This is a genomic window from Pseudomonas guariconensis, assembly GCF_015680235.1.
GTDB lineage: Bacteria > Pseudomonadota > Gammaproteobacteria > Pseudomonadales > Pseudomonadaceae > Aquipseudomonas > Aquipseudomonas guariconensis_A.
Genome location: NZ_JADLJL010000012.1, coordinates 61,001 through 85,161 on the forward strand (window position 1 = coordinate 61,001; position 24,161 = coordinate 85,161).

Sequence of the window (24,161 nt, forward strand, 5' to 3'; positions counted from 1 at the left end):
AGTTCCAGAATTTGCGCTGCCCTGTGGGAGCCGGCTTGCCGGCGATTGCGTCACGGAAATGGAATGCTGTTCAGTCGTAAACGGCTTTTTTCTTCCAGGTCTCGTCGTCGTCGGTCTTGAGCCCCTGGGTCAGTTCGTTTTCGTCGTTCTCGGCAGGCTCCATTTGGTCCTGCACCAGGGCATTGGCCCGGGCCAGCAGTTTTTCCAGGTAGACCCGCTGCTCTTCGTACTGCTTGGGATCCTGCTGCTTACGCAGGTATTGCACGCCACGCTCGAACGCCAGCCGCGCCTGGCCCGGCTGGTTCTGCTGCAGGGCCTGCTGGCCCAGGTTGTTGAAGAACTCGATGTGCAACAGCACCAGCAGATGGCGGATTTCCTTGACCCAATACTTGCCTTCGTTGGTCTGTAGGAAGCCCTCCTGGGTGGCGCGCACGATCTGGTTGTGCAGCGCCTCGAGCAGGTAGCGCACTTCCTTGGCCTTGGCCTCGGTCTGGATCGGGCTGGGCGGGTTGTCGATCGGCAAGCTCTCGCCTTGGGCGATCAGACCTTCCAGGGCACTGATACGCGTCTTGATCTCGCTGTTTTGCTTGTCCAGTGCCAGTTGGCGCTGGTTGAGGTTGAGCTCCAGGCGCGTGAGCAGCAGCTTGAGCGCCGGGCTCATCAATTGCCGGGGAAAGGTCTCGGTGATTTCGCCGCAGCGGCGCAGGCGTTCGGCCAGCTCGATCTTCAGTCGTGCGCGTTCCAGCTTGGCGTTTTCCACGACATTGTTCAGATAACCGATCACGATCAGTAATGCGATGCCTGCGACGATGAGCAGGGTGATCAGGAGTGGTGTCACCGTTAACGCCTCGTTGATAAAGAGTAGTTTTCCGTATTGAGTGTAGGAGAATTCGACTTATGCCGGATAGCCCGTCCGGCGGTCTTGGGATTTTTCCTACTGGCGCTTTGCCATGAGCTTGCCGGCTGCCTGTCAAAAAAGCAACGTCAGCTTTCGGGCACAGCGCATGGCGGCCTCCATAGAGACGGAAGTCATTGATTTAAATAAATTTCCACAAAGGGGTTGACGGCCTTCCAAGGCATCCATAGAATGCGCGCCACTTGCAGCGTAAAGCGCACCGCGAAACGCAGCAGGGAGTGAAAAGTTGTAGTGTGTGTCCCCTTCGTCTAGTGGCCTAGGACACCGCCCTTTCACGGCGGTAACAGGGGTTCGAGTCCCCTAGGGGACGCCAATGCGGGAATAGCTCAGTTGGTAGAGCACGACCTTGCCAAGGTCGGGGTCGCGAGTTCGAGTCTCGTTTCCCGCTCCAGTTTCTCCGGCGCTGCTTATTGGCAGGGCGGGAAAGAAATCCAGGCTGAATCGCAAGGTTCATGATCTGGTGCGCTGAAAAGCGTTGGGTATGTCCCCTTCGTCTAGTGGCCTAGGACACCGCCCTTTCACGGCGGTAACAGGGGTTCGAGTCCCCTAGGGGACGCCATTTGCGGGAATAGCTCAGTTGGTAGAGCACGACCTTGCCAAGGTCGGGGTCGCGAGTTCGAGTCTCGTTTCCCGCTCCAATTCAAAGCGGCAGCGTCCATGACGGTGCGGTGGCAGTGAAGGTGGCTCAAAGCGCTTCAGGCCAAAAAGCGGTTTGCTTCAAATATGCGGGAATAGCTCAGTTGGTAGAGCACGACCTTGCCAAGGTCGGGGTCGCGAGTTCGAGTCTCGTTTCCCGCTCCAAATCGAAAACGCCCTCTCATTCGAGAGGGCGTTTTTTTTTATGCTTTTTTTCTCGCATTTCACCGATATTCCCCGCGACATCCCGCCCACTGGGTTTGATTGACCTAGTAACTCAGCCAGTTCTCCGTGACCTGTGTCTTGTGACGAAATAGTCGTGCCGAACAGTGGCTTCGAACGAACGCCACTGTTCGCTGCCGGTTTCGAAAAATCAAAGACACTTAATGTACGGAGAGGGCTTTATGAGCGGTCATTCGGAGAATGAACTCGTAGCATGGTTGAAAGAAAGAAGCAGGATGTTTAATTGGGGCATGATCGCGGTCATGGATCGCGCGAAGGCCAATCGTCTGCTGACGCAGGAATATATCAGGCATTTCGCTGAGGGTTCCTACCTGCCGGCACAATCCGGTGAGGTGATCTCTGATGGCTGGAAGAACATCATGGAGAACGCGGTACTGGATGTGCCTCGGCTGTCGTTTGAAAACGCCTCCCTGAGTAACTCCAAGGCGAAGCTGCGTATGGCGATGGTGAGCGGCAAGCGGATCCGTTTGGAAAACAGGGGGGAGTGGCAAGTACGACGCATCGATCAGTATGGACCGCAACTGAGCCCAGAGCTGGAAATGGATCTCAACCTTTCTGATGTGCCGGGCGGCGTGAAGGAAGGTGGAGAGCTTTTCTTGGATCTCCAGAAGAGTTCGAATTTTTCGTTCGGCCTTGTCGGTCCAGAAATTGAGCAGCGCGACGTGGGCGCGTTCTTCGGGGAGATGTTCGAAGGCTTGGATAAAAGCAAGCGCATTTATGGTCTTGGTAAGATCAAGGAAGGCAGTAACGAGGCCATGCGGCCGGATAAGTTTCTCTTGCGTACCCAGCCTCGTGATCCAAAGACCACTGACGGTGACGGTGCATTGGTCAGCTTCATCCGATTGGAAGGTGATGAAGACGGTTCGTTCCCAACCTCGAACGATACATTCAAATATCTGATTCCCCATGATGCCGGGAAGGACTATTCCGCTGCTGTCTCGATTACCAGTGGGCGCTTGGCTATTTCGCAAATGCTTCAGGGTCTGCGTGAGATGGCACCTGGGGCGACATTTGACTTGAAGTATACCGAGCAGAACGGAAGACGAGTTTTCACGGGGGCCCGCATGACGGCGGGGCAATTGCCCGTGACGGGGGAAGTTATTGAATTGACTGATATATCCGACAGTTGGGAGGGGCTGGACGCCTTATTTGAAGTCTATAAGGGTGAGTGTGATCTTGCCGATAATTTGGAGGTGCACGTTGATTCATCCGGTAAAAAAGTAGAATTCTCCTGCACGCTCAAAGGGGAGCTCAAAGGTGAGCTACACAGTGTAACCTGTGAAGATGAAATATTTAAATCTTTATTGGAAGCCTTTCCGGATGTATTCGATCCGTTATGGGGTGTGAAAAGTGCTAATTATGAATATAGCGTTCGCGGCAGCTATGTGCTGGAAGGTGAGGGTGGCGGGCAGTTGAGGAGTACATCCTTCACTTTCGAAACTATCCGTGCGCCGGATTTTTTTGAGGACCTCTCAAGCCAGCAAGTCTTTAGCGGTTGGGAGGATTTTTTTAAGGCGATCCTAGAGGCTCTACTATTGGCGATTTTTGCGCCCATTGCCGCCATTCTTGCCGCAACACTAGAGGAGATACGCGGGAATATTAGCCTACGCGGATACCTCGAAAAAGCCTTGAAAAAGGATTTTCCTCTGATGGCCCCCACCCAGGCCCTGATCAAAGAAACGCTGGATTACAACTTCAACAACGCGATCGTCGCCGATCGCACCCACCTTCCTTTGGATGCCGTGGCCTTCGGCAAGGTCAGCCCCACCCTCACGAGCTTCGTCGTCGACGACCTGGAGCCGGTGCTCTTTGCAGGCAGCACGAAAAAGTTCTCGACCATTCCCGTCAGAAATGACGTGCAATGGAGTGTAGAGCCCAAGGGCTGTGGGCATGTCGATCCGCAAACAGGAGAATACACGGCGCCTGCGGTAGAAGACCTCGATGGCCCATTCATTCGAGCGCGGGTCATCGCCAAGTCGAGCGGCGCCGAGAGTTCGGCATTGGTGACCGTGGTACGCCAGCGCTTGATGCTGAGCCCGTTGGTAGTGACGGCCTTGCCTGACGACGAGGTCAGGCTGGAAGCGAGTGGGCTGGGCTCTATGGTTGAGCGTATCTGGCGTATCAAGAATGAAAATCCACATGGTCGCATCAAGGCGCCTGGCGTCAATGCGCCCGAGGTCATCTATGTCGCAGGTAATGACGATAAGAACGCGTATCTGTTCGATACGATCGAAGTCGAGGACACCGTAACGAATGAAAAGTGCACAGGCGTTATCATTACAAAGACAAAGGCTTTAGAGCTTAATGTCTCGATAGTTGATTCGGATGTGGAGACAGGCACGCTACGACTGCAGGGCAGCATAAACGGAGAAGTGGTTGAGGCAGATTGGGCGCTGAGCCATGGGCCGGGCAAGGTCTCTAAATCTGAAAAAGAAGGTATCTATACCGTCGGTGATACAGGTAATGAATCGTTTGCAGTTATTTCCGGGAGCCACCTGCTGGGAGGCATCGTCAATTTTACCGGTATGATCATTATCCCCCTGCCACTGACACCCGATAATCTTGCGCTTGCGACGCTTTGCAAAGGGAATTGTTGAACATGAGTTACCCGATTAACCCAGACCTTCTCAAATGGCTGGATACTAACGCTGGCCTGTGTGGCTATGATGGATTGACCATTGTTCCCATCGATCGGCTAAATACCGCTTTGCAAGATCAACATCGAGGGCGTCTGGAAAGTAATACGGTACTGACCGATATCCAGGGTTCTTTCCGTGTCGACGATACATTCATCGAGCATTACCTGGCAGGCTACCAGATGTCGAAACCAGCGCTGGACATGCCCAGCGATACCCGTTTCAACGTCACCTGTCAGCTGGACAGCGGCATGCACGTCAAGGTAACGGAGACGTCCAATGTGCTCGCGGTATCGCAACATGATGCGCTGAATGCGATGTCGCTGAAGTGCTCCCTGCCGCTGGGGCCGATAGTCGCCCAATCGCTCCTGTCGCTGGACGTGGCCCAGGGCGAGGACATGATGCTTGGCGTGGATGAAAGCGAGCAGTCGCGCAAGCAAGGCGGCGAGCTCATCCAGGGCATCATGCAAGCCAATGAAGCGCTCAACGAACCCTATGTGTTGGTGAGCATGGGCGCGGACGCCGATAGTGCCCTGGCCATGAAGCAGGTCGATATCCAGGTGCAGAAGAACGCGCAAGACGAACGCAGTGATCTATTGCTCTGGGCAGCGACCCAACAGGGCAAGGTTGGCCAGATTCCTGCGAACGCCTCCGTGCCGGGGATCGATCCGACCGTCACTACGGTGGTCAACAGCGCTCGCCTGATGCACCGCGTCAGCTATGGCCGAGGCCTGGCGAAGCTGCTCGAGGGCGGCGCCTTCGCAGAGCGGCGCGACAGCGAGAACATGGTGGTTGGCCTGGATGCCACGGCCGGTCATCTGGTTGTTCCAAGCGGCAAGTACCAAAGCGCCGACTATACCTTCGAGTGTGACACCTTCACGGTTCCGGCAGACAAGGGCCTGACGGTTACCTTCGAACGCGAGGCGGCCGAGCAGACATGGACATCGTCGTGCACCGTCGACTTCCGCTACAAGCCTTACCTGGGCGGGGAGCAAAAAGCGCTCAAGGCCACGTTCCAGCTCAACCTGGCTCACCGGTTCAACCTGCTCGAAGCGCCGTCGCACCAAGCGAGAATCTTGCAGGGGCAGTTGTATTCGCGCTGGAGGAACGATGAAGTCCGCGCGGGCGATGGTTTGCCCGAGATGCCCGACGCCGAACGTGAACAGATCGAGGAGTTCATCGGTCAGATCATCAAGCGTGCCATCGTTTCTGGGCTGTCGAAAGAATTGCGGTCCAACGCGCCGGAATCCTGGCTGGAAGGGTTGCAGGTTGGCGAGGACATGGGGGTGCACCTGCAGGCTTCGGCCGTGACGCAGGGGCATGACGTGGCCATGATCACAACGCCCACGGAATACGTCATCGAGCCACGCGGCGCCGTGGTACTGGCTGGCGAAGCCTGTGACCTGCAGCTTGTTCCGGCACGGGGAAATGTCAATTGGCACGTCATCAGCCTGCCGGTCAGCGCTGATGATCCAGGGTACATGGATACAAGTACAGGTCCGGTAAGTACCTACCAGGCCGCCTCACTCGCTGCGTTGGGCGGCAAGCCGAGCAAGGTACTGGTGGTTGCCCGGGATATAGCGAGCAACCAGCTGCTGGCTTCCACACTGGTGACGACGGTGACCCGGGCCGTCACGGTGAATCCAATGATCCAGTCCTGCATGGCAGGAGAAACGCTGACCTTCACCGCGGGTTCACTGAGGGGCGGTGACTTGGCATGGGCGATCGAAAATGCCGTTGAGGGCAAGAGCGGTTCGCTGGATCCGCAAGCGGATGGCAAACGGTGTGTATACACAGCCTCCGAAGCAGTCATTGGAGACCACTTCATCGATAGCATTTTGGTTGAGGACCCGCGAACCCATGAGACCTGCAAGGTTCATGTACTGGTTCGGCCCAAGAGTAATGCCCTTGGTCAGGTGGTGCTCAAGACACCGCCCGTAGAAGGTCAGGCCATCGAGCTGGCGTTCATTGTCAGTGGTAACGAGCTACCGGACGTTCAATGGTCGCTACCACTCGAACCCGATAAGACCATCGTCGATGGGCGGTATTCGCGTGGCGATGAGGCAGGGGTCGTTCTGGTCGTCGCTGAAGCGACATTCTCCGGCATTCGGTTCTATAACCACCTGATTCTGCCTTGGCCGTTGACCGACTTCCCGGAGCTCTGTCAGAAGCTGCTGACACAACCATCATGAACACCCCTTCGGAGACAAGGAATATGTCCGGCAATTCTCTCGAGCATGTGCTTGAAACGATGAAAGAAATCAACGTGACCCTGGGTTGGGGCGCGTTGGCTGTCTATAGCCGTGGTTGCTTGAACGACCTGCTAGAGCGCCATTACCTGGAGCGGTTGCGCGACTTGCGTTCGTTGCCGCTGTACGAGGCGACGATCGACCATGAGGGGCACAGCCGCACCCAGGTGCAGGCACTCGAATTTGGCGCGCCGACGCTGTCCTTCGCCAATGCCACGGCGGGAGGCAGGCGTGTGCAGGTGACCCTGCCGATCCTGTCGGGGTCGTACAGGCGTGAAGCGCAGAGCGACGATGACAAGCGCCACTACTTCGTCATCAATGAAACCATGGGCTTTGCCTTGCAAGTCGATGTTGATCTGGGCGTGGCCACCTACAGGGACCGTCAGATCATCATGCTCGATCTGCGCAATGCCTTGCACGCACGTTGCAACCTGGGCCATGAGGGCGTGACCGATGATCGCCTGGCCACCGCGCTGTTGCGTTGGCTTGGCGATTTGCCTGAATACCAGAGCGAGTTCGGACTGGTGAGCGTCGATTGCCAGGGTAATGAGCCCTGGACACCAATCGGTGTGCAGGCCTATACCCAGGCAGCGCCTGGTTCGCAGGCGTCCGACGCGTCCAACCATGGGCAAGGTGCGCTCTTGGCATTCTTCAAGGTCAAGGCAAGGGGGAGCGATGGCCTCGTGCCGACGGACGTCTTCCCGTACCTGGTCGTGGATGAGCAGGGGGGCGAGCGTTATCCGGTGACCTTGGTCCAGGACCGGTCCCTGGCGCATCTACAGGGCAGCCTGTCAGAAAAACTGTCGTACCCGCCGAGCCCGTACGGCTTCACCGAGCGAGCCAGGCATGTGCCGTTCGATACCGTCATGTTCGGCGACCTGCTGCCACTGGGGGCGTCTTTCACCGTGGAGGCACCTCGCTTTACGATGCCTGTGGGCCAGACCCACTATTTCATTCTGCGCGACCAGCACGGCCAGGAGGTCCGCGCCACGCGTTGGACGGTGACCGGCCTGGGAGAGGCGAGTGCTGGGGAGTATGGGCATATCGACGCGAAAGAAGGTCGCTACCGGTTCTCGCCGGTTGAGCGTCTCAAGCCCGGTGGGCAGGTCATTGTGGTGACGGCCCACTTGTACCGTGACGGCATGTTCTACAAGGCGTCGGCACGTGCACGGGTGTCGGTCCAGCTTTTCGAACTGCAGCCGGAAGTCGAGTTCATTACCTCCAAGGCATCGGTCGAGCTCCAGATCGCCGGGGCGGGACCGGGTTATCCATGGAGGCTGTTAGGCGAACGTAACGGCCAGTTACTGCAGCACAGTACCAAGCAAGCGGCGTTCATTCCATCTGCTGCGGCCAAGCGCAAAGGGCTGGCCATTCAGCAAGTGCGTGTCGACAGCGACCACCGTCGCAGGGCTTCGATCGTCATGGACAATGGGACGCAGCTGTTGACTGTCCAGCCGCAGGTGTGGCGAAAGGTGGGGTACCTGGAGTCGTTGCGCCTGGAGGAGCAGGACACCGACTTCATGCCGGAGGCGAAACGGCGTTGGACGCTGTTTGGCGTCGGTGAGCTGAGCGAGGATGGGCTCTTCACCGCGCCGGCCAGTGGTGCTCCGGGCTTTTGCGTGGCGACCTGTGAGATCGAGCATCAAGGTGTGGTGCTGGCAACAGGTTACAACGTGCTGCAGATCGGCAGGCTGTAGCGCAACCCGGGCGACGCTGTTGCATCGCTGACCCGCATCCACACGCCGTGGATGCGGGTTTTTTCGTCAGTGCTTCGAGGTTTGTTCCGGCAGGCTCAGCAATTGTCTTTGCTGGTTCCAATCGAAGGGCTGGCCGTTCTGTTCGGCTTCGTAGCGCAGCTCTTCGAGCCTCTGGTAGAGGTCCAGTTCTTCGTCAGGCATGAAGTGCAGGCAGTCGCCGCCGAAGAACCACAGCAGGTCGCGCGGCACCAGGTGGGCGATCTGCGGGTAGCGTTGCATCACCTGGCAAATCAGGTCTTGGCCCAGGTACTGGCTTTGCAGCGGGTCCTGGGGCAGCAGGACGAGCAGCTCGTCGAAGCGTTCGAGGAACAGGGCGTGGCTCTCCTCCGGTACCTGCTCGGCTTCACCCAGGGCAACCAGGATGGTGCGCAGGTGCTGGAGCAGTTGCAGATGGTATTCCAGGTACGGGTTGGCCATGGAAAGGTCCTCGAGATGGCTGAAACGGGGGCGGAGTATACGCCGGTTGTTCGGTTTGTGCCTCGGGAGAAGGTCTGGAGCGGGTGGCGTCTGTAAGGTCGAGCGCCGCGCGGGCGGCGCGCGATCTCACTGGTACCGAAACGACGGCGACGGACTCAGCGCACTTTGTCTGGTACCGCCTGCAGAGCCTGCTTCTCGAACGCATCCACATCGATAACCTGTCGCCGTGCCGCCTCGGCCTGGTGCAACCGTTGGCCTTCGTCGGCCTGCAGCACGCCGGCCTCGACGGCTGCATCGATGGCCGACTGCCCTGGGGCGGGGTGTACCTTGCCTGCCTTGAGTGCCTCATGCAGTGCCTTGTGCAGCGGGGCGCATTCGGCGAGCAGGTCGTGAGCGGTCTGCAAGGCCGCCACCGGGTCGCCGTCGGCCTGCGGACGCATGCACCCGGCCAACAGCTCCTCCAGCGCCGGGTCACCTTCATGGCGGCCGATCAACGCCGCCACCTCTGCATCCAGTTCGTCGCTCGGGCCGCTATGGCGGCGGCCGAAGGGAAATACCAGCACGCGCAGGGTGCAGCCGACTAAACGGTTGGGAAAGTTCTCGAGCAGCCGATCCAATGCATGCTCGGCCTTGCCCAGGCTTTCCTCCAGGGCCCAGCGCAGCAGGGGCTGCATGTGCGCCGGCGACCCCAGGTCGTGGTAGCGCTTGAGCGCTGCCGAACTCAGGTACAAGTAGCTCAGCACATCGCCCAGCCGTGCGCTGAGGCGCTCACGGCGCTTGAGCGAGCCGCCCAGCAACATCATCGAAAGGTCGGCCAGCAGGGCGAAGGCGGCGGCCTGGCGATTCAAGGCTCGGAAGTACCCTTGGCTCAGCGCATCCCCCGGCACCTTCTCGAAGTGGCCCAGGCCCAGCCCAAGTACCCAGGTGCTGGCGGCGTTGCCTGCGGCGAACAGGATGTGCTTGATCAGCAGGTCGTCGAACGCTTTCAAGGCCTGTTCCGGGTCCTGGCGACCGACGAGGGCCATTTCATCCAGCACGAACGGATGGCAACGAATAGCGCCCTGGCCAAAGATCATCAGGTTGCGCGACAGGATGTTGGCCCCTTCCACGGTGATGAAGATCGGTGCACCCAGCCAGTTGCGTGCCAGGTAATTGTTCGGGCCCATGATGATGCCTTTGCCACCGTGCACGTCCATGGCGTGCTGGATGCATTCACGTCCGCGTTCGGTGAGGTGGTACTTGAGGATGGCCGACAGCACCGAAGGCTTTTCGCCCAGGTCCACGGCCAGGGCGGTGAGCAGGCGCGCGCTGTCCATCAGCCAGGCGTTGCCGCCAATGCGTGCCAGGGATTCCTGGATGCCCTCGAAGGCCGCCAGGGGCACGTTGAACTGCTCGCGGATGCTGGCGTATTGGCCAGTCACGAGGCTGGTGTACTTGGCCGCCCCGGTGCCCACCGCCGGCAGCGAGATGGAGCGGCCCACGGACAGGCAGTTCATCAGCATCATCCAGCCCTTGCCGAGCATGGCCTGGCCGCCGATGAGAAAATCCAGGGGAATGAACACGTCCTTGCCGCTGTTGGGCCCGTTCATGAAGGCCGCGCCCAGGGGCAGGTGGCGCTTGCCGATTTCAACGCCTGGCAGGTCGGTGGGGATCAGCGCCAGGCTGATGCCCAGGTCTTCTGCTTCGCCTATCAGGTGGTCCGGGTCATGGGCCTTGAACGCCAGGCCAAGCAAGGTGGCCACCGGGCCGAGGGTGATGTAGCGCTTTTCCCAGTTCAGGCGCAGGCCGATGACCTCCTCGCCCTGCCATTGGCCTTTGCAGATCACGCCGGTGTCCGGCATGGCGCCTGCGTCGGAGCCTGCCAACGGGCCGGTGAGGGCGAAGCAGGGGATCTCCTCGCCACGCGCCAGCCGTGGTAGGTAGTGGTTGCGTTGCTCGTCGGTACCGTAATGCAGCAACAGCTCGGCCGGGCCCAGGGAATTGGGCACCATCACCGTGGAGGCCAGGTCGCCGCTGCGGGTGGCCAGCTTCATGGCCACTTGGGAATGGGCGTAGGCGCTAAAGCCTTTGCCGCCGTATTCCTTTGGAATGATCAGGGCGAAGAAGCCCTGTTCCTTGATGTACGCCCAGGCCTGCGGCGGCAGGTCCAGGTCCTGGCCGATCTGCCAGTCGCTGACCATTGCGCAGAGGGTCTCGGTAGGGCCGTCGATGAAAGCTTGTTCTTCGTCGGTGAGCTTGGGTACCGGGTAGTCGAGCAAGGTGTGCCAGTCCGGGCGGCCGCTGAACAACTGGCCGTCCCACCAGACGGTGCCTGCGTCGATCGCCTCGCGCTCGGTTTGCGACATCGGTGGCAGGGTGCGCTGGAACCAGCGGAACACCGGTGCCGTGAACAGTCTTCGGCGCCAGTCGTGCAGTACCAGAAAGGCGGTCTTGCAGGCCAGGGCCAGCCAAAGCACGGCCAGCAGCCACCCTGGTGCATCACTCCAGATACCCATCGCCAGTACGTAGAGCGCGACAACTCCGAGGATTTGCAAGGGCGCCAGGCGCCTGTGCACGAGGTACGCCGTACCGACCACCAGTATCGCCAACCACAACAGCCACATAGGTCTTCCTCCATGGAAACTTGGGTTAGAACACCCCTACAGCTTAGCCACGCATCGCGGGGCGTTCTCGACAAGACCTGCATTCGGCCCGAAGGTTGCGCACGGGCGCGCTTCCTGCTGGTGTCCTGGCAGGTTTGCCAGCTGTTTCGGCATTGGGCGCGGGTGTAGAACAACGGCCTCATCGCTGCCATCCGGGCAGTGTCCACATGCCTGTCAGAAGGATGTTCCATGTTCAACGACAATGACTTCGCAGCCCCCGTGATTCCCGCGCTGGAAGGGGGTGAATCGCTCGACCTGGGGGCGTTGGAGGGTAAGGATCTCGAGGTGCTGTTCACCTATGCCCATATCAACGTGGGCGATTATTACCAGGTCAGGTTTCACGCTCGCACGGCGGGGGAGCAGACCGTTGATGTAAAAAAAGTCGAAAAGATCGAACGACTGGATGAGCGTAACTATGCCAGGACCACGATCTCGATCGAAACACTGTCGCAATGCTCGGGCGGTTGGGCGTTCGTATCGATTGGCCAGGATACCGGCTTTGGCGAAATCACATCGGAGTCAGGCCTGCAGTTCTTCTATGTGGACAAAGCCGTGGCGAAGGTCAGGGCGCTTCCGCCTGCTCAATTGATCGGCCATGACCGGACTATCGATCTGGGGCGGACATTCGGCGATGTGGTCGTCCAGACCGGACCTTATCCCGCCATGGCGTCGGGTGACCAAGTCACCCTGACCTGGCAAGGTGTGACCGAACATAGCGAGCCACTTGGCCCGGTGAGCCTGCAGCGAGCGATCGGTCGCGAGGACATCGGCAAGCCGCTGAGCTGGGCCCTGGACGGCAATGAACTGCGCTTGGCTGACAATGGTCAGGGAGAACTGTATTACAGCATCGAATATGCCGATTCGCTGGCCCGCAGCGAGTCTCCTAGGCAATCGGTACGTATCGCCCACGGTGTGCCTGAGGCGCCCAGGTTGGACAAGCCAAGCATCGAGGGCTTGAGCGGAGACCGGCTGGAGCCGGACGACTATCCCGACGGTGCCGTTGTACGGATCGAGGACTATGGCATGCAACTGGACGACGAGATCGTGCTGCATGCGCGGGGGCGCGAGCGAGTAACCCAGGCGGTGCGCGTCGATGTGAGCATCTTGCAAAGTGGGAAGATCCGCTTCGGTTTGCCCCATGGCTGGCTGAAGGCCAATGCGGGTGGGCGGGTTACGCTTGGCTATCAATGGAGCCGGCCGGATGCCTCGGGTATCTCCGAATCGCTGTCACTGGTCGTTGGCCAGGAGCCGGTTCTGCTTTTCGTGACCATCGCCGCTGCTGTGTCCGAGGGTGATGGGAAGGGGCGTTTGACGCCGAGGAGGGCTTTCGATGTCTCCATTCCGGCCGAGGTGTCGGTTTCGATGTCCACGATGTTCGCCGTCAACCAGCTCGGAATACGCTACGAGGCGCATAAACGTGGCGAGAAGCAGTTCCAGTTTCCGCTGGAGGTGGTAAGTGCCAACCTGGGGCAACGTCTTGAAATCTTTTACTCAAACCTGCAGGACGCTGGAACGATCGAGTATTCCAAGGCATATGACCTGGGGATCGAAAATTACAATTCTTTCAAGGCCATCAGGTGCCCGGTGGCGGCCGACGGGCGTTTGTCCTTGAAGGGCATGAACGAACAGGGTGCGAAGCTCGAGTTGCTGTCTTGGCAGTTCTGTGGCGTGGCGCAACCTGTACGTATCGACGTCGTCGGCAAGGCGAAGGAGGGCGGTCAACTATTGGTCCAGAAAGTGCGTAACGATGTGGCGCTGACTTCCGAGGAGTATAGGGCAGGGAAAGTGGAAGCGACTTTGTCCAAGCAGTTTCTGGAGCGCCTGAAACTAAATGAAAACTTTCAGATCCGCGTGGCGGTCAGCTTCGATGAGGGGCGCTCGTTCAAGGCATTTCCTACGCTCGTCCTGACGTTGGTGGCTTGAGTGCGATTGCGTGGATGGTTTTTTGCATAAGCCCTGGGGCCGCTGCGCGGCCCTGATGCCGGTCAGGCACAGCCTTTCAAGATCATTTGTAGCTGATCGTGAACCTCAAGGCACCATTCGCATCGCCTGCTTGCACCTGATCGGCTGGGTCGATCTGGTAATAGCGGGCTTTAAAGCCCAACCGAAGTGTGCCTGCGCTCAAGCTGGTCATTTCCTTTTCTTGGTCCAACGGCATGGGCGTGTCATCCGCCGCGAGCACCTGGATGCCGACGCCTTTGGCTACGCCATCCCCGGCGGTGAGGCTGAACACGCCTTTCTCGGGATAGATAGCGGAAGATCCAGCGCTACCTTCGAGTTTGATGACGACCTTCGTCTTGCTGGCCGAATCTGCCTCGCAATTGGTCAAGTCAATGAAAAAATCCACGGGCGTCGTGGTATGCCCGACGCCTGTGAATTCCGATTTTGGCCAGCTTTTTAACTGCACGGCGGCCGGGGTGGAAGTGCCGGGTATGGTGCACGGATTGCTGACGACGCGGCTACGCAAGCGGAAACCCATGAATTCGCCACTGTCATCGGTGCTGGCCGTGAACAAAGGCGTATCGATGTTATGGACCCCGGCAGGAATGTCACCAATTTTGACCAGCTGAATACGATGCAGTAGAGAGTTTTCGAGAAGCATTTCGTTGCCCTTCGTGTCTCCAAGATTGGCCTCGAAGGGGACATAGCTCTTGTCGACGCCGTCGACAGGGATGAACTGGTTGTCAGCTGAGCCAACGAGCGGGGCTCCGAGCCGAACGCTGACACCAATGCCTTCCACATTGGTTTTCATCAAGCGATCCCCTCTAGGGCCGATGATGTGCGAAACGCCATACAAAGTATTGAAACTCAGCTTTATGGGGATTGCGCTGTTGTCGTTCTTACACGTGAATTTTGTACCTGAAGAGGGGGGGATGGGTAAGGTCTGAGGCGCACTAAGGGGGGCACCGAGCTCGAGGTCGGGCTTGACGTCGAGGATGTCGGGTAGCAGGTATTCATAGTTGAGCGTCCCGCTTTCCAGGGTGCAGCCGCGAGCGGCTTGGGCAAGCGTGCAATGCCCAAGCGTCAGCAACAGGCCAGGCAGTAATGCGGCGAGTGATCGTTTCATTGGAATCTCCAGGCCGTGCCCGGCGGGCACGGGATCGAGTGCGGATATCGTCATCCGCAGGTCAGTGTTTGCATGCGGTATCCCTGATCCAGCGGCATATCGGCCACGTCCAGCTCGAGCTGGCATTGCGCTTGCTCGCTCCAGTGCACTTTCACCTGCTGGGAGGGCTGTTCGGTCGACAGCATGACCACACCGGCTTGGCCGACGACACCCAGCGATGAGCCAGCACTGTCCGACACCTGGGCGCCGAAGGGCACGGGCTGGCCGTCGGGGCTGCGCAGGGTCAGCACCAGGCGGTTGACGTTGCGCACGTCGAAGCGGTGCTTGACCACCGCTCCACGGCGCGGCACCACTTGCGCGGTTGCGTTGTCGATCTCGACCTCTGGCCCCAGTTGATCGGTTTGCAATACCAATTGATTGCTCCTGTAGGGGCTCAGGCTGGGCACCAGGGCGAAGCCGCGCGCGTTGGTGCGTACGCTCGAGGCGCTTTGCACGCCCACGCCAGGCGTATTGGGCACTTCGACCAAGCCGATGGTTTCGCTCAGGTACGGACCGAACTCGACGCCACCGGCATGGGCCAGCAGCGAGCCGCTGGCGTTGAGCGACAGGCTGCGGTAGTCGGGAGCCGCGCTTACGCCGGCCCCCACCGAGGCGAGCGCAGTCTGGTAGCCAAGGTTCAAACCCAAGGCCTGTCGTTGTTGCTCGTCGCGGCTGACGCTGGCGTTGTAGCTCAGGCGGTAGTCGCTGCCGCTGCCGCTCAAGCTCGCCCGTTGGCGATTGCCATTGGCGCTGTGCTGCGTATCGAAGCTCAGGTTGCCGCTGCGGCCGAAATCCAGGGGCAAGGAAATGCTCAGGCCTACCATGCGATCACTGCCGCGTCGGTTGTTGCTCAACGATTGCGAGGCATGCAAGCCATAGTTGACCTTGTTGTAGGAGGTGTTGAAGCTGAAGCGGAACTGGCGTTCGACGTCCGGGCGCTGCCAGTAGTCCTGCTGGGAAAACGTCAGGTTCAATGAACCGCGGGTGCCCAGCCGCTGGATGACCGAGCTTTCCAGCCGGCTGCGGCGGCTGCCGGTGAAGCGCGAATCGTGGCTGCGTTGGCTCACCCATTCATCGAAGTCGCGGTAGCCCTCGGTGGAATAGCGGTAGCCGGCAAAGCGCAGGTGAGTGCCGCTGTTGAACGCCTTGCTGTATTTCATCGCATAGCTTTGGCCTTTCACGTCGGCGGTGGTGTCGAACTGGCTGCTGGCGTGGGTCACGTCGAACGCCACCGCGCCCAGGCTGCCCAGGTCGCGTGCGATGCCGATGGCCTGGGCCTGGTACCCGTCGCTGGCCATCAGCCCACCGTAGAATGTGGTGTGCCATGGCGTGCCATAGGCCAGGGTGCCTTGCCAGAGCATGGGGGCTTCCCCGTCGCCAGCTGGGTTGTAGCGCCCCAACGCAGCCGTGTAGCGCCACACGCCTGGGCGTAGCAGGTTGTCGATGTTGGCGTAGGGCTGGGTGAAACGGCGCACCTGGCCATCTTCCTCGGTCAGCACCACTTCCAGTTCGCCCGTGCCGCCGACGCTCAGGTCATCGATGGCATAGGGGCCGGGGCTTACGTAGGTGAAGTAGATGGGGTAACCGTTCTGCAAGACTTCGAGCTTGGCCCGGGTCTGTGCCACGCCGCTGATGATGGGCGCGTAGCTGCGCATCAGGTTGGGCAGCATGTCGAAGTCCGTTGCCACGCGTGCGCCCAGGAGCGGCACGCTGCGAAACACCTCGCTGCCGGTGAAGGTCTCGCCCAGGGTGAAGGTGCCCAGGGTGCCGGGCAGGTCGCGCTGGGCATAGGTGTAGGCACGGTCCCAACTGCGTGCGCCATCGCTGTTCTGACGCCACGACTGGGTACTGCGCAGGCGCCAGTCGCCGAGGTTGATGCCGCTTCTCAGGTACAGGTCGTAGTTGCTGGAGCGGCCTTGGGTACGGTTGTCCAATTGCTGGGTCGAGGCCTGGTAGTTGACGAAGGCCGCGGTGATGCCGCTGTCCCAGCGCTCCGGGTCGATGTAGCCGGTGATCTCTCGGCGCAGGGCGATTTGTGGGATCGATATGGCCAGGCGCAGTGCCGCGCTATCGAAATCGACCCGGGCACCAGGGACTACGACGGGCAAGTCGAGGCAAGGTTGGACGAGCAGGGCTGGGTCTGGCAAGGTATCCAGGCGCAGGCCCTGTTCATTCAGCAATGCTGGCGAAAGACAAGGTTTCAGATGTCTTTGCTGGGTATCCAAGAAGAAATCGAGTTCCTGCTGCCCGACAGACGTTTGGTTGACCAGCAGTTCCACGGGATACCTACCCGGCCCCAACTCATGTTCGTTGGCCAATGCCTCGAGTGCGGTAGCAGCCGAAATGCCGGTCATGCCCGGCTGAAAGAGGAAGCTTGACTGGAAGGTTGCAGAGGAGGGGGCGATGTCATCGGCCAGTGCCACTCCATACGTAACTGAGAAAGTCAGCAGGCAAAAGCGGCGCAGCCGCGAGCGCGCACGCTCAGGGTGCGAAGTTGTCATGAAGGGTGACTCCTTGAATGGTGCCGTCTAGCTCAAGGCGTGGTTTGCACAGGCAAGGTCAAGGAGGAGCTGTTGCCGCCGTAATCGTTGATTACCGAGAACACGACATTCAGCCCCTTAAGGGAGATACCGGCAGGCAGGGGATAGTCGTGTTCGCTCATTGGCGAGATCATGTCTGCGTCGGGTACGCTGTATCGCTGGTCCGCGTCGCTCAGATCCAGGCGGCTGAAGGTGTAATGGAAGGGCGTTGGGTTATGCACGCGCAAGTAGCGCTGATGGTTTACGGACGGGATCGAAAAGCGTAGTGCTTTTAGGCTTTCTATTGGGTCGACGGTCAGTTGACTGGGACGGTAGAACAGCTTGATACGGGTGCGTAATGCAATGGTCAAAGTGTTTTTCTGCTTTTCCTGAGCGGCGGGGATTTCCTGTAAGTTGAAGAAAAATAGTGATTCCCGGTCAGTCGGCAAGTTATTGGGTAAGCTGGAAAGTCGTACAGTTCGCTCTTTTCCCGGTGCGAGTTTGAACAGCGCCGGCGTAGCGATGATTGGCACGAATGTGGTGGTATCATCGGATTGCGTATTCACCCAGGCTTGACCGGCATACAGGTGCTGGCTGGGGTTGGCGATGACCACGGACAAATTGCGTTGTTCGCTGTTGTACACGAGGCGCGTGGTACTGATGGTTAATGCTGCATAGGCATTGGGTATCGTATTCAGTAGTACAAGCATGCAACAGCCAACAGCAATGAATGTGCGTGTCATTGAGCACATAGGAATCTCAACTTGAAAAATGAATGATCCAGGCGTGCGGAAGCGCCTGGATCATGGGTTAAGACAGGGTGACTGTTACCTTGACATCGGCATCGACGCCACCTGCTCCAACGGATGCGCCGGTGGACTCCATCAGTGCACCGAATTTAACTCGGTCGGAGCTCGTGATGGGGATCTCCTTTGCTGTCGCGTGGTCAATAGGCACATCATTCTGATCGAGTATCGAGACCGCCAGGTTGGTTGCGGTGTTCGGCCCGGACTTGATGCCGTACAGTTTGCCACCCGTACCGGCGGCACCATAAGCGGATTCAAATTGGAATGTGGCTTTCGTTTTTGAGCTGTCGCAGCCTGGGTCGCTTCTATCTACATGCAGATAAAATGTTTCCACGTTGGTTTTTGTACCCGACGCGGTGAAATAGCCAGGGCGATATTCACCGAGGCGAACAATACCCCCGGCGCTGGAGCCTGGGCCGACCACACTGATTGGGCATGTACCGCCTGCTTCGATCTTTCCCTGGAAATAGATGGTGCCGGTACCTGTGTCTGCGAATACCGTGGTGCTTGCCAGCCCCAAGGCTATGGCAATAAGCGTCTTGTTCATGGGTTTGCCTAATATCGAATTGTGTTGGTTTTTGCACGAGCGGTGTTCCGGAATATCCGCAATCGGCGTCAACACCCGGAACGGTGGCAAGCTTAGGAGGGGCAAGGGATAGAGTATGTAGGTATATCGGCGTGAGTGATTCGAATAGAAGACTTGTTTTTGTAGGTGCATTTACGGTTATGTAAGCGTCCGAGACACTGGCTCTGTTTTCAGGCCGCAGTGCGATCCATACTCGGGACTGTCTCACCCCCGCATTCATAAGGACATCTACCATGCTGAAAATCTGGGGCCGCAAGAATTCGAGCAACGTGCGCAAGGCACTGTGGATCGCCCATGAACTGGGCCTTGATTTCGAGTCGATCGACGCCGGCGGCGCCTTCGGCGTGGTCGACCAACCTCATTATCGCGCCCGCAACCCCAACGGCCTGGTACCGATGCTCGAGGACGGCGACCTGGTGCTGTGGGAGTCCAACGCCATCGTGCGCTACCTCTGCGCCCAATACGGCCGCGACCAGGGCTGGTACCTGGACGACCCACGCCAGCGCGCCCTGGCGGACAAATGGATGGACTGGACCACTTCGTCCTTCGCCACGCCGTTCCGCCCGCTGTTCTGGGGCCTGCTGCGCACACCCGAGGCGCAGCGCGACTGGGTGGCCATCAACGCCGCCCACAAGCAGTGCGCCCAGTTGCTGGCCATCGCCGACGAGACCCTGTCGCACCAGCCATACCTTTCCGGTGACCAGGTCGGCATGGGCGACATCCCACTGGGCAGCTTCATCTACGCCTGGTTCGAGATGCCCATCGAGCGCCCGGACATGCACCACCTGCGGGCCTGGTACGAACGTCTGCGCGAGCGCCCTGCGTATCAGGCAGCGGTGATGACCGCATTGACCTGAACACCTCGGCCACTTCGATAGTCATTATCGATACACATGACTGTACTTGTGCGGCCAGGCCTTGCACCATTGGCCGCACGCACTGCGCCAGTGACTAGACCTGGCGTGTCCTGAACCCTTTTTCGGTACCTGACCCGCTATGAGTTCCGCCCTGTCCATCCGACAGCTGACCAAGACCTACGGCAACGGCTTCCAGGCCCTCAAGGGCATCGACCTGGACGTTAGCGAAGGTGACTTCTTCGCCTTGCTCGGCCCCAATGGCGCCGGCAAGTCCACCACCATCGGCATTCTCTCGACCCTGGTGAACAAGACCAGCGGCACGGTGAACGTGTTCGGCCACGACCTGGACCGCGAACCAGCGGCGCTCAAGCGCTGCCTGGGCGTGGTGCCCCAGGAGTTCAACTTCAACCAGTTCGAGAAGACCTTCGACATCGTCGTCACCCAGGCCGGCTACTACGGCATCCCGGCCAAGCAGGCCAAGGAGCGCGCCGAGCAGTACCTGACCCAGCTGGGCCTGTGGGACAAGCGCGATGTGCCGTCGCGTTCGTTGTCCGGCGGCATGAAGCGCCGCCTGATGATCGCCCGAGCGCTGATCCACGAGCCGCGCCTGCTGATCCTCGACGAGCCCACCGCCGGGGTGGACATCGAGCTGCGCCGTTCGATGTGGAGCTTCCTCACCGAGCTGAACCAGAAGGGCATCACCATCATCCTGACCACCCACTACCTCGAGGAAGCCGAGCAGCTGTGCCGTAACATCGGCATCATCGACCACGGCACCATCGTCGAGAACACCAGCATGCGCAAGCTGCTGGGCAAGCTGCACGTGGAGACCTTCGTGCTCGACCTCAAGCAGGACCTGCCCCAGGCGCCTGTGCTGCAGGGTTACCCGTGCCGCCTGATCACTCCGCATACCCTGGAGGTGCAGGTGGACAAGGACATGGGCATCACCGCGCTGTTCGGCCAGCTGGCCCTGCAGAACATCGAGGTGCAGAGCCTGCGTAACAAGACCAACCGACTCGAGGAGCTGTTCGTGTCCCTGGTGGAAAAAAACCTGTCAAAGGTGGCGGTATGAGTGTGGAACTGCGCACCAACTGGGTGGCCTTGAATACCATCGTCTACCGCGAAGTGCGGCGCTTCCTGCGTATCTGGCCGCAAACCCTGCTGCCGCCGGCGATCACCATGGTCCTGTACTTCGTGATCTTCGGTAACCTGATCGGCCGGCAGATCGGCGACATGGGCGGCTTCACTTACATGGAGTACATCGTGCCGGGGTTGATCATGATGTCGGTGATCACCAACTCCTACGGCAACGTGGTCTCGAGCTTCTTCGGCAGCAAGTTCCAGCGCTCGATCGAGGAGCTGATGGTCTCGCCGGTGTCGCCGCACACGATCCTCGTGGGCTATGTGCTCGGTGGCGTGCTGCGTGGCCTGGCGGTCGGGGTGATCGTGACCATCCTGTCGCTGTTCTTCACCCAATTGCAGGTGCACCACCTGGGCGTGACCGTGGTGGTGGTGCTGTTGACCGCGACGATCTTCTCGCTGCTGGGCTTCGTCAACGCCGTGTTCGCACGCAACTTCGATGATATCTCGATCATCCCGACGTTCGTGCTGACACCGCTGACCTACTTGGGCGGGGTGTTCTATTCGATCAACCTGCTGCCGCCGTTCTGGCAGACCGTGTCGCTGGCCAACCCGGTGCTGCACATGGTCAACTCGTTCCGCTACGGCATCCTAGGGGTGTCGGATATCCGTATTGGCACGGCGATCACCTTCATGCTGGTGGCCACCGCGGTGCTCTACGTGCTGTGCGTGCGCCTGCTGGTCAGCGGCCGCGGCATGCGCGCCTGAGGCACGTTCCCCCTTGCGCCGGCGCCACTGCCGGCCCACCCACCAGCGCCAGTACAGCATGGTGGCGAAGTAGGCCACTGCACCGAGCACCAGGCCACAGACCACCGAACCGAGCAGGAAGGGTTGCCAGATCGTCGACAACTGGTCGGTGACCCACTGCACGGTGATTTCGTCGGGCAGGCTGCGCGGCGGCACCTGCATCAGCCAGGCACCGGTCATGTAGGTGACGAAGAACACCGGCGGCATGGTCAGCGGGTTGGTCAACCAGACCAGGCTGACCGCGATCGGCAGATTGCCGCGCAGGGGAATGGCCAGGCTCGCCGCCAGCAGCATCTGCATGGGCATGGGAATGAGTGCCGCGAACAGGCCGACACCCATGGCCCGCGCCACCGAATGACGGTTCAGGTGCCAGAGGTTCGGGTCATGCAGCAATTTGCCGAAAAAGCGTAAGGACTTGTGTTCCCGAATGCTGGTCGGATCTGGCATGTAGCGTTTGAACAGGCGGCGAGGCATGTAGGCTCCCGGCGGGTTGATGGGGGAAGTATGCCTTTTTTCCCTGACCGCCTTGTTCAGAGTTTGTGACAATTGTTGAGCAAGGTTCGCCGCCGTTTCGGCTATGCCTCAGAAGGTCGTTTCGCTTCTGGGGCTCTAATTCATGCGCATAGGGATGTTCGCGCTCGCAGTCGGGTTGTCGAGCCTGGGTTTTCTGCCGGCCTTGCCATCGGTCGGTTGGTGGGCGGTTTTGCTGGTGCTGGGCCTGGTGTGCGCTTGCAGCCGGGCATGGCCACTGGGCTGGTTTCTGCTTGGCGTCTCGTGGGCCTGCTGGTCGGCGCAGGGGGCATTGGATGACCGCCTGGCACCGGTACTCGATGGCCGCACCTTATGGCTCGAAGGGCGGGTGGTGGGGTTGCCGATCCAGGCGCAGCAAGGGGTGCGCTTCGAATTGGAGGAAGCGGTCTCGCGCCGTGCCGGGCTGCCACGACGCCTGCAAGTGAACTGGTTCGATGGCCCCGACATCCGATCTGGCGAGCGCTGGCGCCTGGCCGTCACGCTCAAGCGGCCCCATGGCCTGCTCAACCCCCACGGCCCGGACCGGGAGGCGGCCTTGCTGGCCCGGCGCATCGGGGCGGTCGGTTCGGTCAAGGCTGGCGAGCGGCTGGAGGTGGCACCCGGCAGTTGGCGCGACGGGTTGCGCCAACGCTTGCTGGCGATCGACGCCCAAGGGCGGCAAGCCGCCCTGGTCGCGCTGGTGCTGGGCGACGGTTCGGGGCTTTCCCAAGGTGACTGGCAGGCCCTGCAGGCCACCGGCACGGTGCACCTGATGGTGATTTCCGGCCAACATATCGGGTTGGTGGCCGGGTTGGTCTATGGCCTGGTGGCGCTGTTGGCGCGCCTGGGGGCCTGGCCGACACGCCTGCCCTGGTTGCCCTGGGCGTGTGCGCTGGCCCTGGGCGCCGCCTTGGGTTACGGCTGGCTTGCAGGCTTCGGGGTGCCGGTACAGCGGGCCTGCCTGATGCTCGCGGTGGTGCTGCTGTGGCGCCTGCGTTTTCGCCACCTGGGCGTGTTCACGCCCTTGCTCATGGCCTTGTGCGGTGTGTTGCTGGTCGAGCCGCTGGCCAGCCTGCTGCCTGGGTTCTGGTTGTCGTTCTGCGCCGTCGCGGTGCTGACCTTCTGCTTCGCCGGGCGCCTGGGGGGTTGGCGACCCTGGCAGGCCTGGAGCCGGGCTCAGTGGGTGATTGCCGTTGGCCTGTTGCCGCCTTTGCTGGTGTTGGGGCTGCCGATCAGCCTGACGGCACCGTTGATGAACCTGATAGCCGTGCCCTGGATCAGCTTCGCGGTACTGCCGTTGGCCTTGCTGGGCAGTGCGCTGCTGGCGCTTGGCGCGCCGGGCGAAGGGCTGCTGTGGCTCGCCGGGGGCTCGCTGCAGGGGTTGTTCGACGTGCTGGGCCGGGTGGCGAACTGGCGTCCGGCCTGGTTGCCCCCGGCCCTGCCGTTGGGGGCGTGGCTGCTGGTATGCCTGGGGACGGTGCTGGTGTTGCTGCCTCGCGGGATCCCGCTGCGGGGCTTGGGTGGCGTGATGTTGCTGGCGCTGTGGACGCCCCGGGATCAAGTGCCCCACGGGCAGGTGGAGGTGCTGCAGCTGGACGTTGGGCAGGGCCTGGCCGTGCTGTTGCGCACCCGCCACCACAGCCTGCTCTACGATGCCGGGCCCGCCAAGGGTACCCGCGACCTGGGCGAGCAGGTCGTATTGCCGACCCTGCGCAAGCTGGGTGTGAGCCAACTGGACCTGATGCTGATCAGCCACGGCCATGCCGACCATGCCGGCGGCGCCGCTGCCATCGGCCGCGGCCTGCCGATTGCCCAGGTGCTCGCCGGCGAACCCGGGCAACTCCCGGCCGAACTGCAGGCGCTGCCATGTGCCAGCGGTGAGCGTTGGCAGTGGGATGGGGTGGACTTCGCGCTCTGGCAGTGGCCCCAGGGGCCGGGAAGCAACGAACGTTCCTGTGTACTGCGGGTCGAGGCGCAGGGCGAGCGCCTGCTGCTGGCGGGCGACATGGAGGCGGGAGCCGAGCGGGCCTGGCTGGCCGCGACCGAGTCGCCGCGCGTCGATTGGCTGCAGTCACCGCACCATGGCAGCCGCAGTTCGTCCACCGAGCCGTTCATCCGGGCCTTGGCCCCGCGCGGCGTGTTGATCTCGCGCGGGCGGTACAACGGGTTCGGGCATCCGCATCCGCAGGTACTGGAACGCTATCGGCGGCACGGGCTGAGCGTGCATGACACGGCGCTGGAGGGGGCGTTGCGAGTGCGGCTGGGGAGCCATGGGGTGGTGGAGGGTATGCGGGAGCAGCGGCGGTTCTGGCGGCAGGTGCAGTGAGGTGTGTCGGCAGCATTGGCTCGATCGTGGGGGGGCGCCCTCATAGATCAACGCATAACTATTTGATT

At 60.5% G+C, this 24,161-nt stretch carries 16 protein-coding genes and 5 tRNA genes; 13 read left to right on the plus strand and 8 right to left on the minus strand.

Going from position 1 to position 24,161, the window contains the following annotated elements; all coding sequences use genetic code 11:
* Positions 1 to 70 precede the first annotated feature (70 nt).
* A complete protein-coding gene (locus IRZ56_RS11070; protein WP_196144976.1) occupies positions 71 to 838 on the minus strand; it encodes a hypothetical protein in 768 nt (255 codons plus the stop codon).
* A gap of 315 nt (positions 839 to 1,153) precedes the next feature.
* On the opposite strand from IRZ56_RS11070, the gene IRZ56_RS11075 reads away from it, so the two are divergent.
* From IRZ56_RS11075 to IRZ56_RS11110, 8 genes are all read left to right on the plus strand, one after another.
* A tRNA-Glu gene (locus IRZ56_RS11075) sits at positions 1,154 to 1,229 on the plus strand.
* 2 nt (positions 1,230 to 1,231) lie between these two features.
* Positions 1,232 to 1,307 (plus strand) — tRNA-Gly (locus tag IRZ56_RS11080).
* 92 nt (positions 1,308 to 1,399) lie between these two features.
* A tRNA-Glu gene (locus IRZ56_RS11085) sits at positions 1,400 to 1,475 on the plus strand.
* Between the two features lie 3 nt (positions 1,476 to 1,478).
* Positions 1,479 to 1,554: transfer RNA gene (locus tag IRZ56_RS11090), tRNA-Gly, on the plus strand.
* An 87-nt stretch (positions 1,555 to 1,641) separates the two neighbouring features.
* A tRNA-Gly gene (locus tag IRZ56_RS11095) sits at positions 1,642 to 1,717 on the plus strand.
* 239 nt (positions 1,718 to 1,956) lie between these two features.
* Positions 1,957 to 4,392 carry a hypothetical protein gene (locus IRZ56_RS11100; RefSeq protein WP_196144977.1) on the plus strand — a complete coding sequence of 812 codons (2,436 nt, stop codon included), beginning with the start codon at positions 1,957 to 1,959 and terminating at the stop codon, positions 4,390 to 4,392.
* A 2-nt stretch (positions 4,393 to 4,394) separates the two neighbouring features.
* A complete protein-coding gene (locus tag IRZ56_RS11105) occupies positions 4,395 to 6,623 on the plus strand; it encodes a hypothetical protein (RefSeq protein ID WP_196144978.1) in 2,229 nt (742 codons plus the stop codon).
* The gene (locus IRZ56_RS11110) at positions 6,620 to 8,377 is read left to right on the plus strand and encodes a hypothetical protein (protein ID WP_196144979.1); all 1,758 of its coding nucleotides are present in this window, start codon (positions 6,620 to 6,622) and stop codon (positions 8,375 to 8,377) included. Before IRZ56_RS11105 ends, IRZ56_RS11110 begins: the two co-directional genes overlap by 4 nt.
* Before the next feature lie 66 nt (positions 8,378 to 8,443).
* Here IRZ56_RS11110 and IRZ56_RS11115 read toward each other — a convergent pair whose 3' ends face one another.
* Positions 8,444 to 8,854, minus strand: coding sequence for a PA2817 family protein (locus IRZ56_RS11115; RefSeq protein ID WP_196144980.1), 411 nt, complete (start codon positions 8,852 to 8,854; stop codon positions 8,444 to 8,446).
* Positions 8,855 to 9,009: 155 nt separating this feature from the next.
* Positions 9,010 to 11,457, minus strand: a complete 2,448-nt coding sequence (locus IRZ56_RS11120; RefSeq protein ID WP_196144981.1) for an acyl-CoA dehydrogenase — start codon at positions 11,455 to 11,457, stop codon at positions 9,010 to 9,012.
* A 228-nt stretch (positions 11,458 to 11,685) separates the two neighbouring features.
* Here IRZ56_RS11120 and IRZ56_RS11125 point away from each other — a divergent pair, with 228 nt between their 5' ends.
* Positions 11,686 to 13,419, plus strand: a complete 1,734-nt coding sequence (locus IRZ56_RS11125; RefSeq protein ID WP_196144982.1) for a hypothetical protein — start codon at positions 11,686 to 11,688, stop codon at positions 13,417 to 13,419.
* A gap of 82 nt (positions 13,420 to 13,501) precedes the next feature.
* Here IRZ56_RS11125 and IRZ56_RS11130 read toward each other — a convergent pair whose 3' ends face one another.
* The 4 genes from IRZ56_RS11130 to IRZ56_RS11145 form a co-directional block, all read right to left on the minus strand.
* Positions 13,502 to 14,563: a fimbrial protein gene (locus IRZ56_RS11130; protein ID WP_196144983.1), complete on the minus strand. Its 1,062-nt coding sequence runs from the start codon at positions 14,561 to 14,563 to the stop codon at positions 13,502 to 13,504.
* Between the two features lie 50 nt (positions 14,564 to 14,613).
* Complete coding sequence (locus IRZ56_RS11135) at positions 14,614 to 17,103, minus strand: fimbria/pilus outer membrane usher protein (RefSeq protein WP_196144984.1); 2,490 nt, start codon at positions 17,101 to 17,103, stop codon at positions 14,614 to 14,616.
* 32 nt (positions 17,104 to 17,135) lie between these two features.
* Entirely contained in the window at positions 17,136 to 17,831 is a 696-nt protein-coding gene (locus IRZ56_RS11140; RefSeq protein WP_230385985.1) for a molecular chaperone, read from the minus strand.
* A gap of 100 nt (positions 17,832 to 17,931) precedes the next feature.
* Positions 17,932 to 18,474 carry a fimbrial protein gene (locus IRZ56_RS11145; protein ID WP_196144986.1) on the minus strand — a complete coding sequence of 181 codons (543 nt, stop codon included), beginning with the start codon at positions 18,472 to 18,474 and terminating at the stop codon, positions 17,932 to 17,934.
* Between the two features lie 272 nt (positions 18,475 to 18,746).
* Between IRZ56_RS11145 and IRZ56_RS11150 the strand changes: the two genes are divergently transcribed.
* From IRZ56_RS11150 to IRZ56_RS11160, 3 genes are all read left to right on the plus strand, one after another.
* Positions 18,747 to 19,370: a glutathione S-transferase gene (locus IRZ56_RS11150; RefSeq protein WP_196144987.1), complete on the plus strand. Its 624-nt coding sequence runs from the start codon at positions 18,747 to 18,749 to the stop codon at positions 19,368 to 19,370.
* 139 nt (positions 19,371 to 19,509) lie between these two features.
* Positions 19,510 to 20,442, plus strand: coding sequence for an ABC transporter ATP-binding protein (locus IRZ56_RS11155; protein ID WP_196144988.1), 933 nt, complete (start codon positions 19,510 to 19,512; stop codon positions 20,440 to 20,442).
* Positions 20,439 to 21,218: an ABC transporter permease gene (locus IRZ56_RS11160; protein WP_196144989.1), complete on the plus strand. Its 780-nt coding sequence runs from the start codon at positions 20,439 to 20,441 to the stop codon at positions 21,216 to 21,218. Before IRZ56_RS11155 ends, IRZ56_RS11160 begins: the two co-directional genes overlap by 4 nt.
* Here the strand turns inward: IRZ56_RS11160 and IRZ56_RS11165 are convergent.
* Positions 21,102 to 21,731, minus strand: coding sequence for a DUF2062 domain-containing protein (locus tag IRZ56_RS11165; RefSeq protein WP_196144990.1), 630 nt, complete (start codon positions 21,729 to 21,731; stop codon positions 21,102 to 21,104). The genes IRZ56_RS11160 and IRZ56_RS11165 overlap by 117 nt on opposite strands.
* Positions 21,732 to 21,873: 142 nt before the next feature.
* Here IRZ56_RS11165 and IRZ56_RS11170 point away from each other — a divergent pair, with 142 nt between their 5' ends.
* Entirely contained in the window at positions 21,874 to 24,093 is a 2,220-nt protein-coding gene (locus IRZ56_RS11170; protein ID WP_196144991.1) for a DNA internalization-related competence protein ComEC/Rec2, read from the plus strand.
* The last annotated feature ends 68 nt before the right edge of the window (positions 24,094 to 24,161 follow it).

Excerpts from the sequence above, each read along its gene's own strand:
- IRZ56_RS11150 (WP_196144987.1), top strand. The coding sequence starts at position 18,747 with ATGCTGAAAATCTGGGGCCGCAAGAATTCGAGCAACGTGCGCAAGGCA.
- IRZ56_RS11160 (WP_196144989.1), top strand. The coding sequence starts at position 20,439 with ATGAGTGTGGAACTGCGCACCAACTGGGTGGCCTTGAATACCATCGTC.
- IRZ56_RS11135 (WP_196144984.1), bottom strand. The coding sequence starts at position 17,103 with ATGACAACTTCGCACCCTGAGCGTGCGCGCTCGCGGCTGCGCCGCTTT.
- IRZ56_RS11165 (WP_196144990.1), bottom strand. The coding sequence starts at position 21,731 with ATGCCTCGCCGCCTGTTCAAACGCTACATGCCAGATCCGACCAGCATT.
- IRZ56_RS11105 (WP_196144978.1), top strand. The coding sequence starts at position 4,395 with ATGAGTTACCCGATTAACCCAGACCTTCTCAAATGGCTGGATACTAAC.
- IRZ56_RS11145 (WP_196144986.1), bottom strand. The coding sequence starts at position 18,474 with ATGAACAAGACGCTTATTGCCATAGCCTTGGGGCTGGCAAGCACCACG.
- IRZ56_RS11170 (WP_196144991.1), top strand. The coding sequence starts at position 21,874 with ATGCGCATAGGGATGTTCGCGCTCGCAGTCGGGTTGTCGAGCCTGGGT.
- IRZ56_RS11140 (WP_230385985.1), bottom strand. The coding sequence starts at position 17,831 with ATGCTTGTACTACTGAATACGATACCCAATGCCTATGCAGCATTAACC.
- IRZ56_RS11120 (WP_196144981.1), bottom strand. The coding sequence starts at position 11,457 with ATGTGGCTGTTGTGGTTGGCGATACTGGTGGTCGGTACGGCGTACCTC.
- IRZ56_RS11125 (WP_196144982.1), top strand. The coding sequence starts at position 11,686 with ATGTTCAACGACAATGACTTCGCAGCCCCCGTGATTCCCGCGCTGGAA.
- IRZ56_RS11155 (WP_196144988.1), top strand. The coding sequence starts at position 19,510 with ATGAGTTCCGCCCTGTCCATCCGACAGCTGACCAAGACCTACGGCAAC.
- IRZ56_RS11115 (WP_196144980.1), bottom strand. The coding sequence starts at position 8,854 with ATGGCCAACCCGTACCTGGAATACCATCTGCAACTGCTCCAGCACCTG.
- IRZ56_RS11130 (WP_196144983.1), bottom strand. The coding sequence starts at position 14,563 with ATGAAACGATCACTCGCCGCATTACTGCCTGGCCTGTTGCTGACGCTT.
- IRZ56_RS11110 (WP_196144979.1), top strand. The coding sequence starts at position 6,620 with ATGAACACCCCTTCGGAGACAAGGAATATGTCCGGCAATTCTCTCGAG.
- IRZ56_RS11100 (WP_196144977.1), top strand. The coding sequence starts at position 1,957 with ATGAGCGGTCATTCGGAGAATGAACTCGTAGCATGGTTGAAAGAAAGA.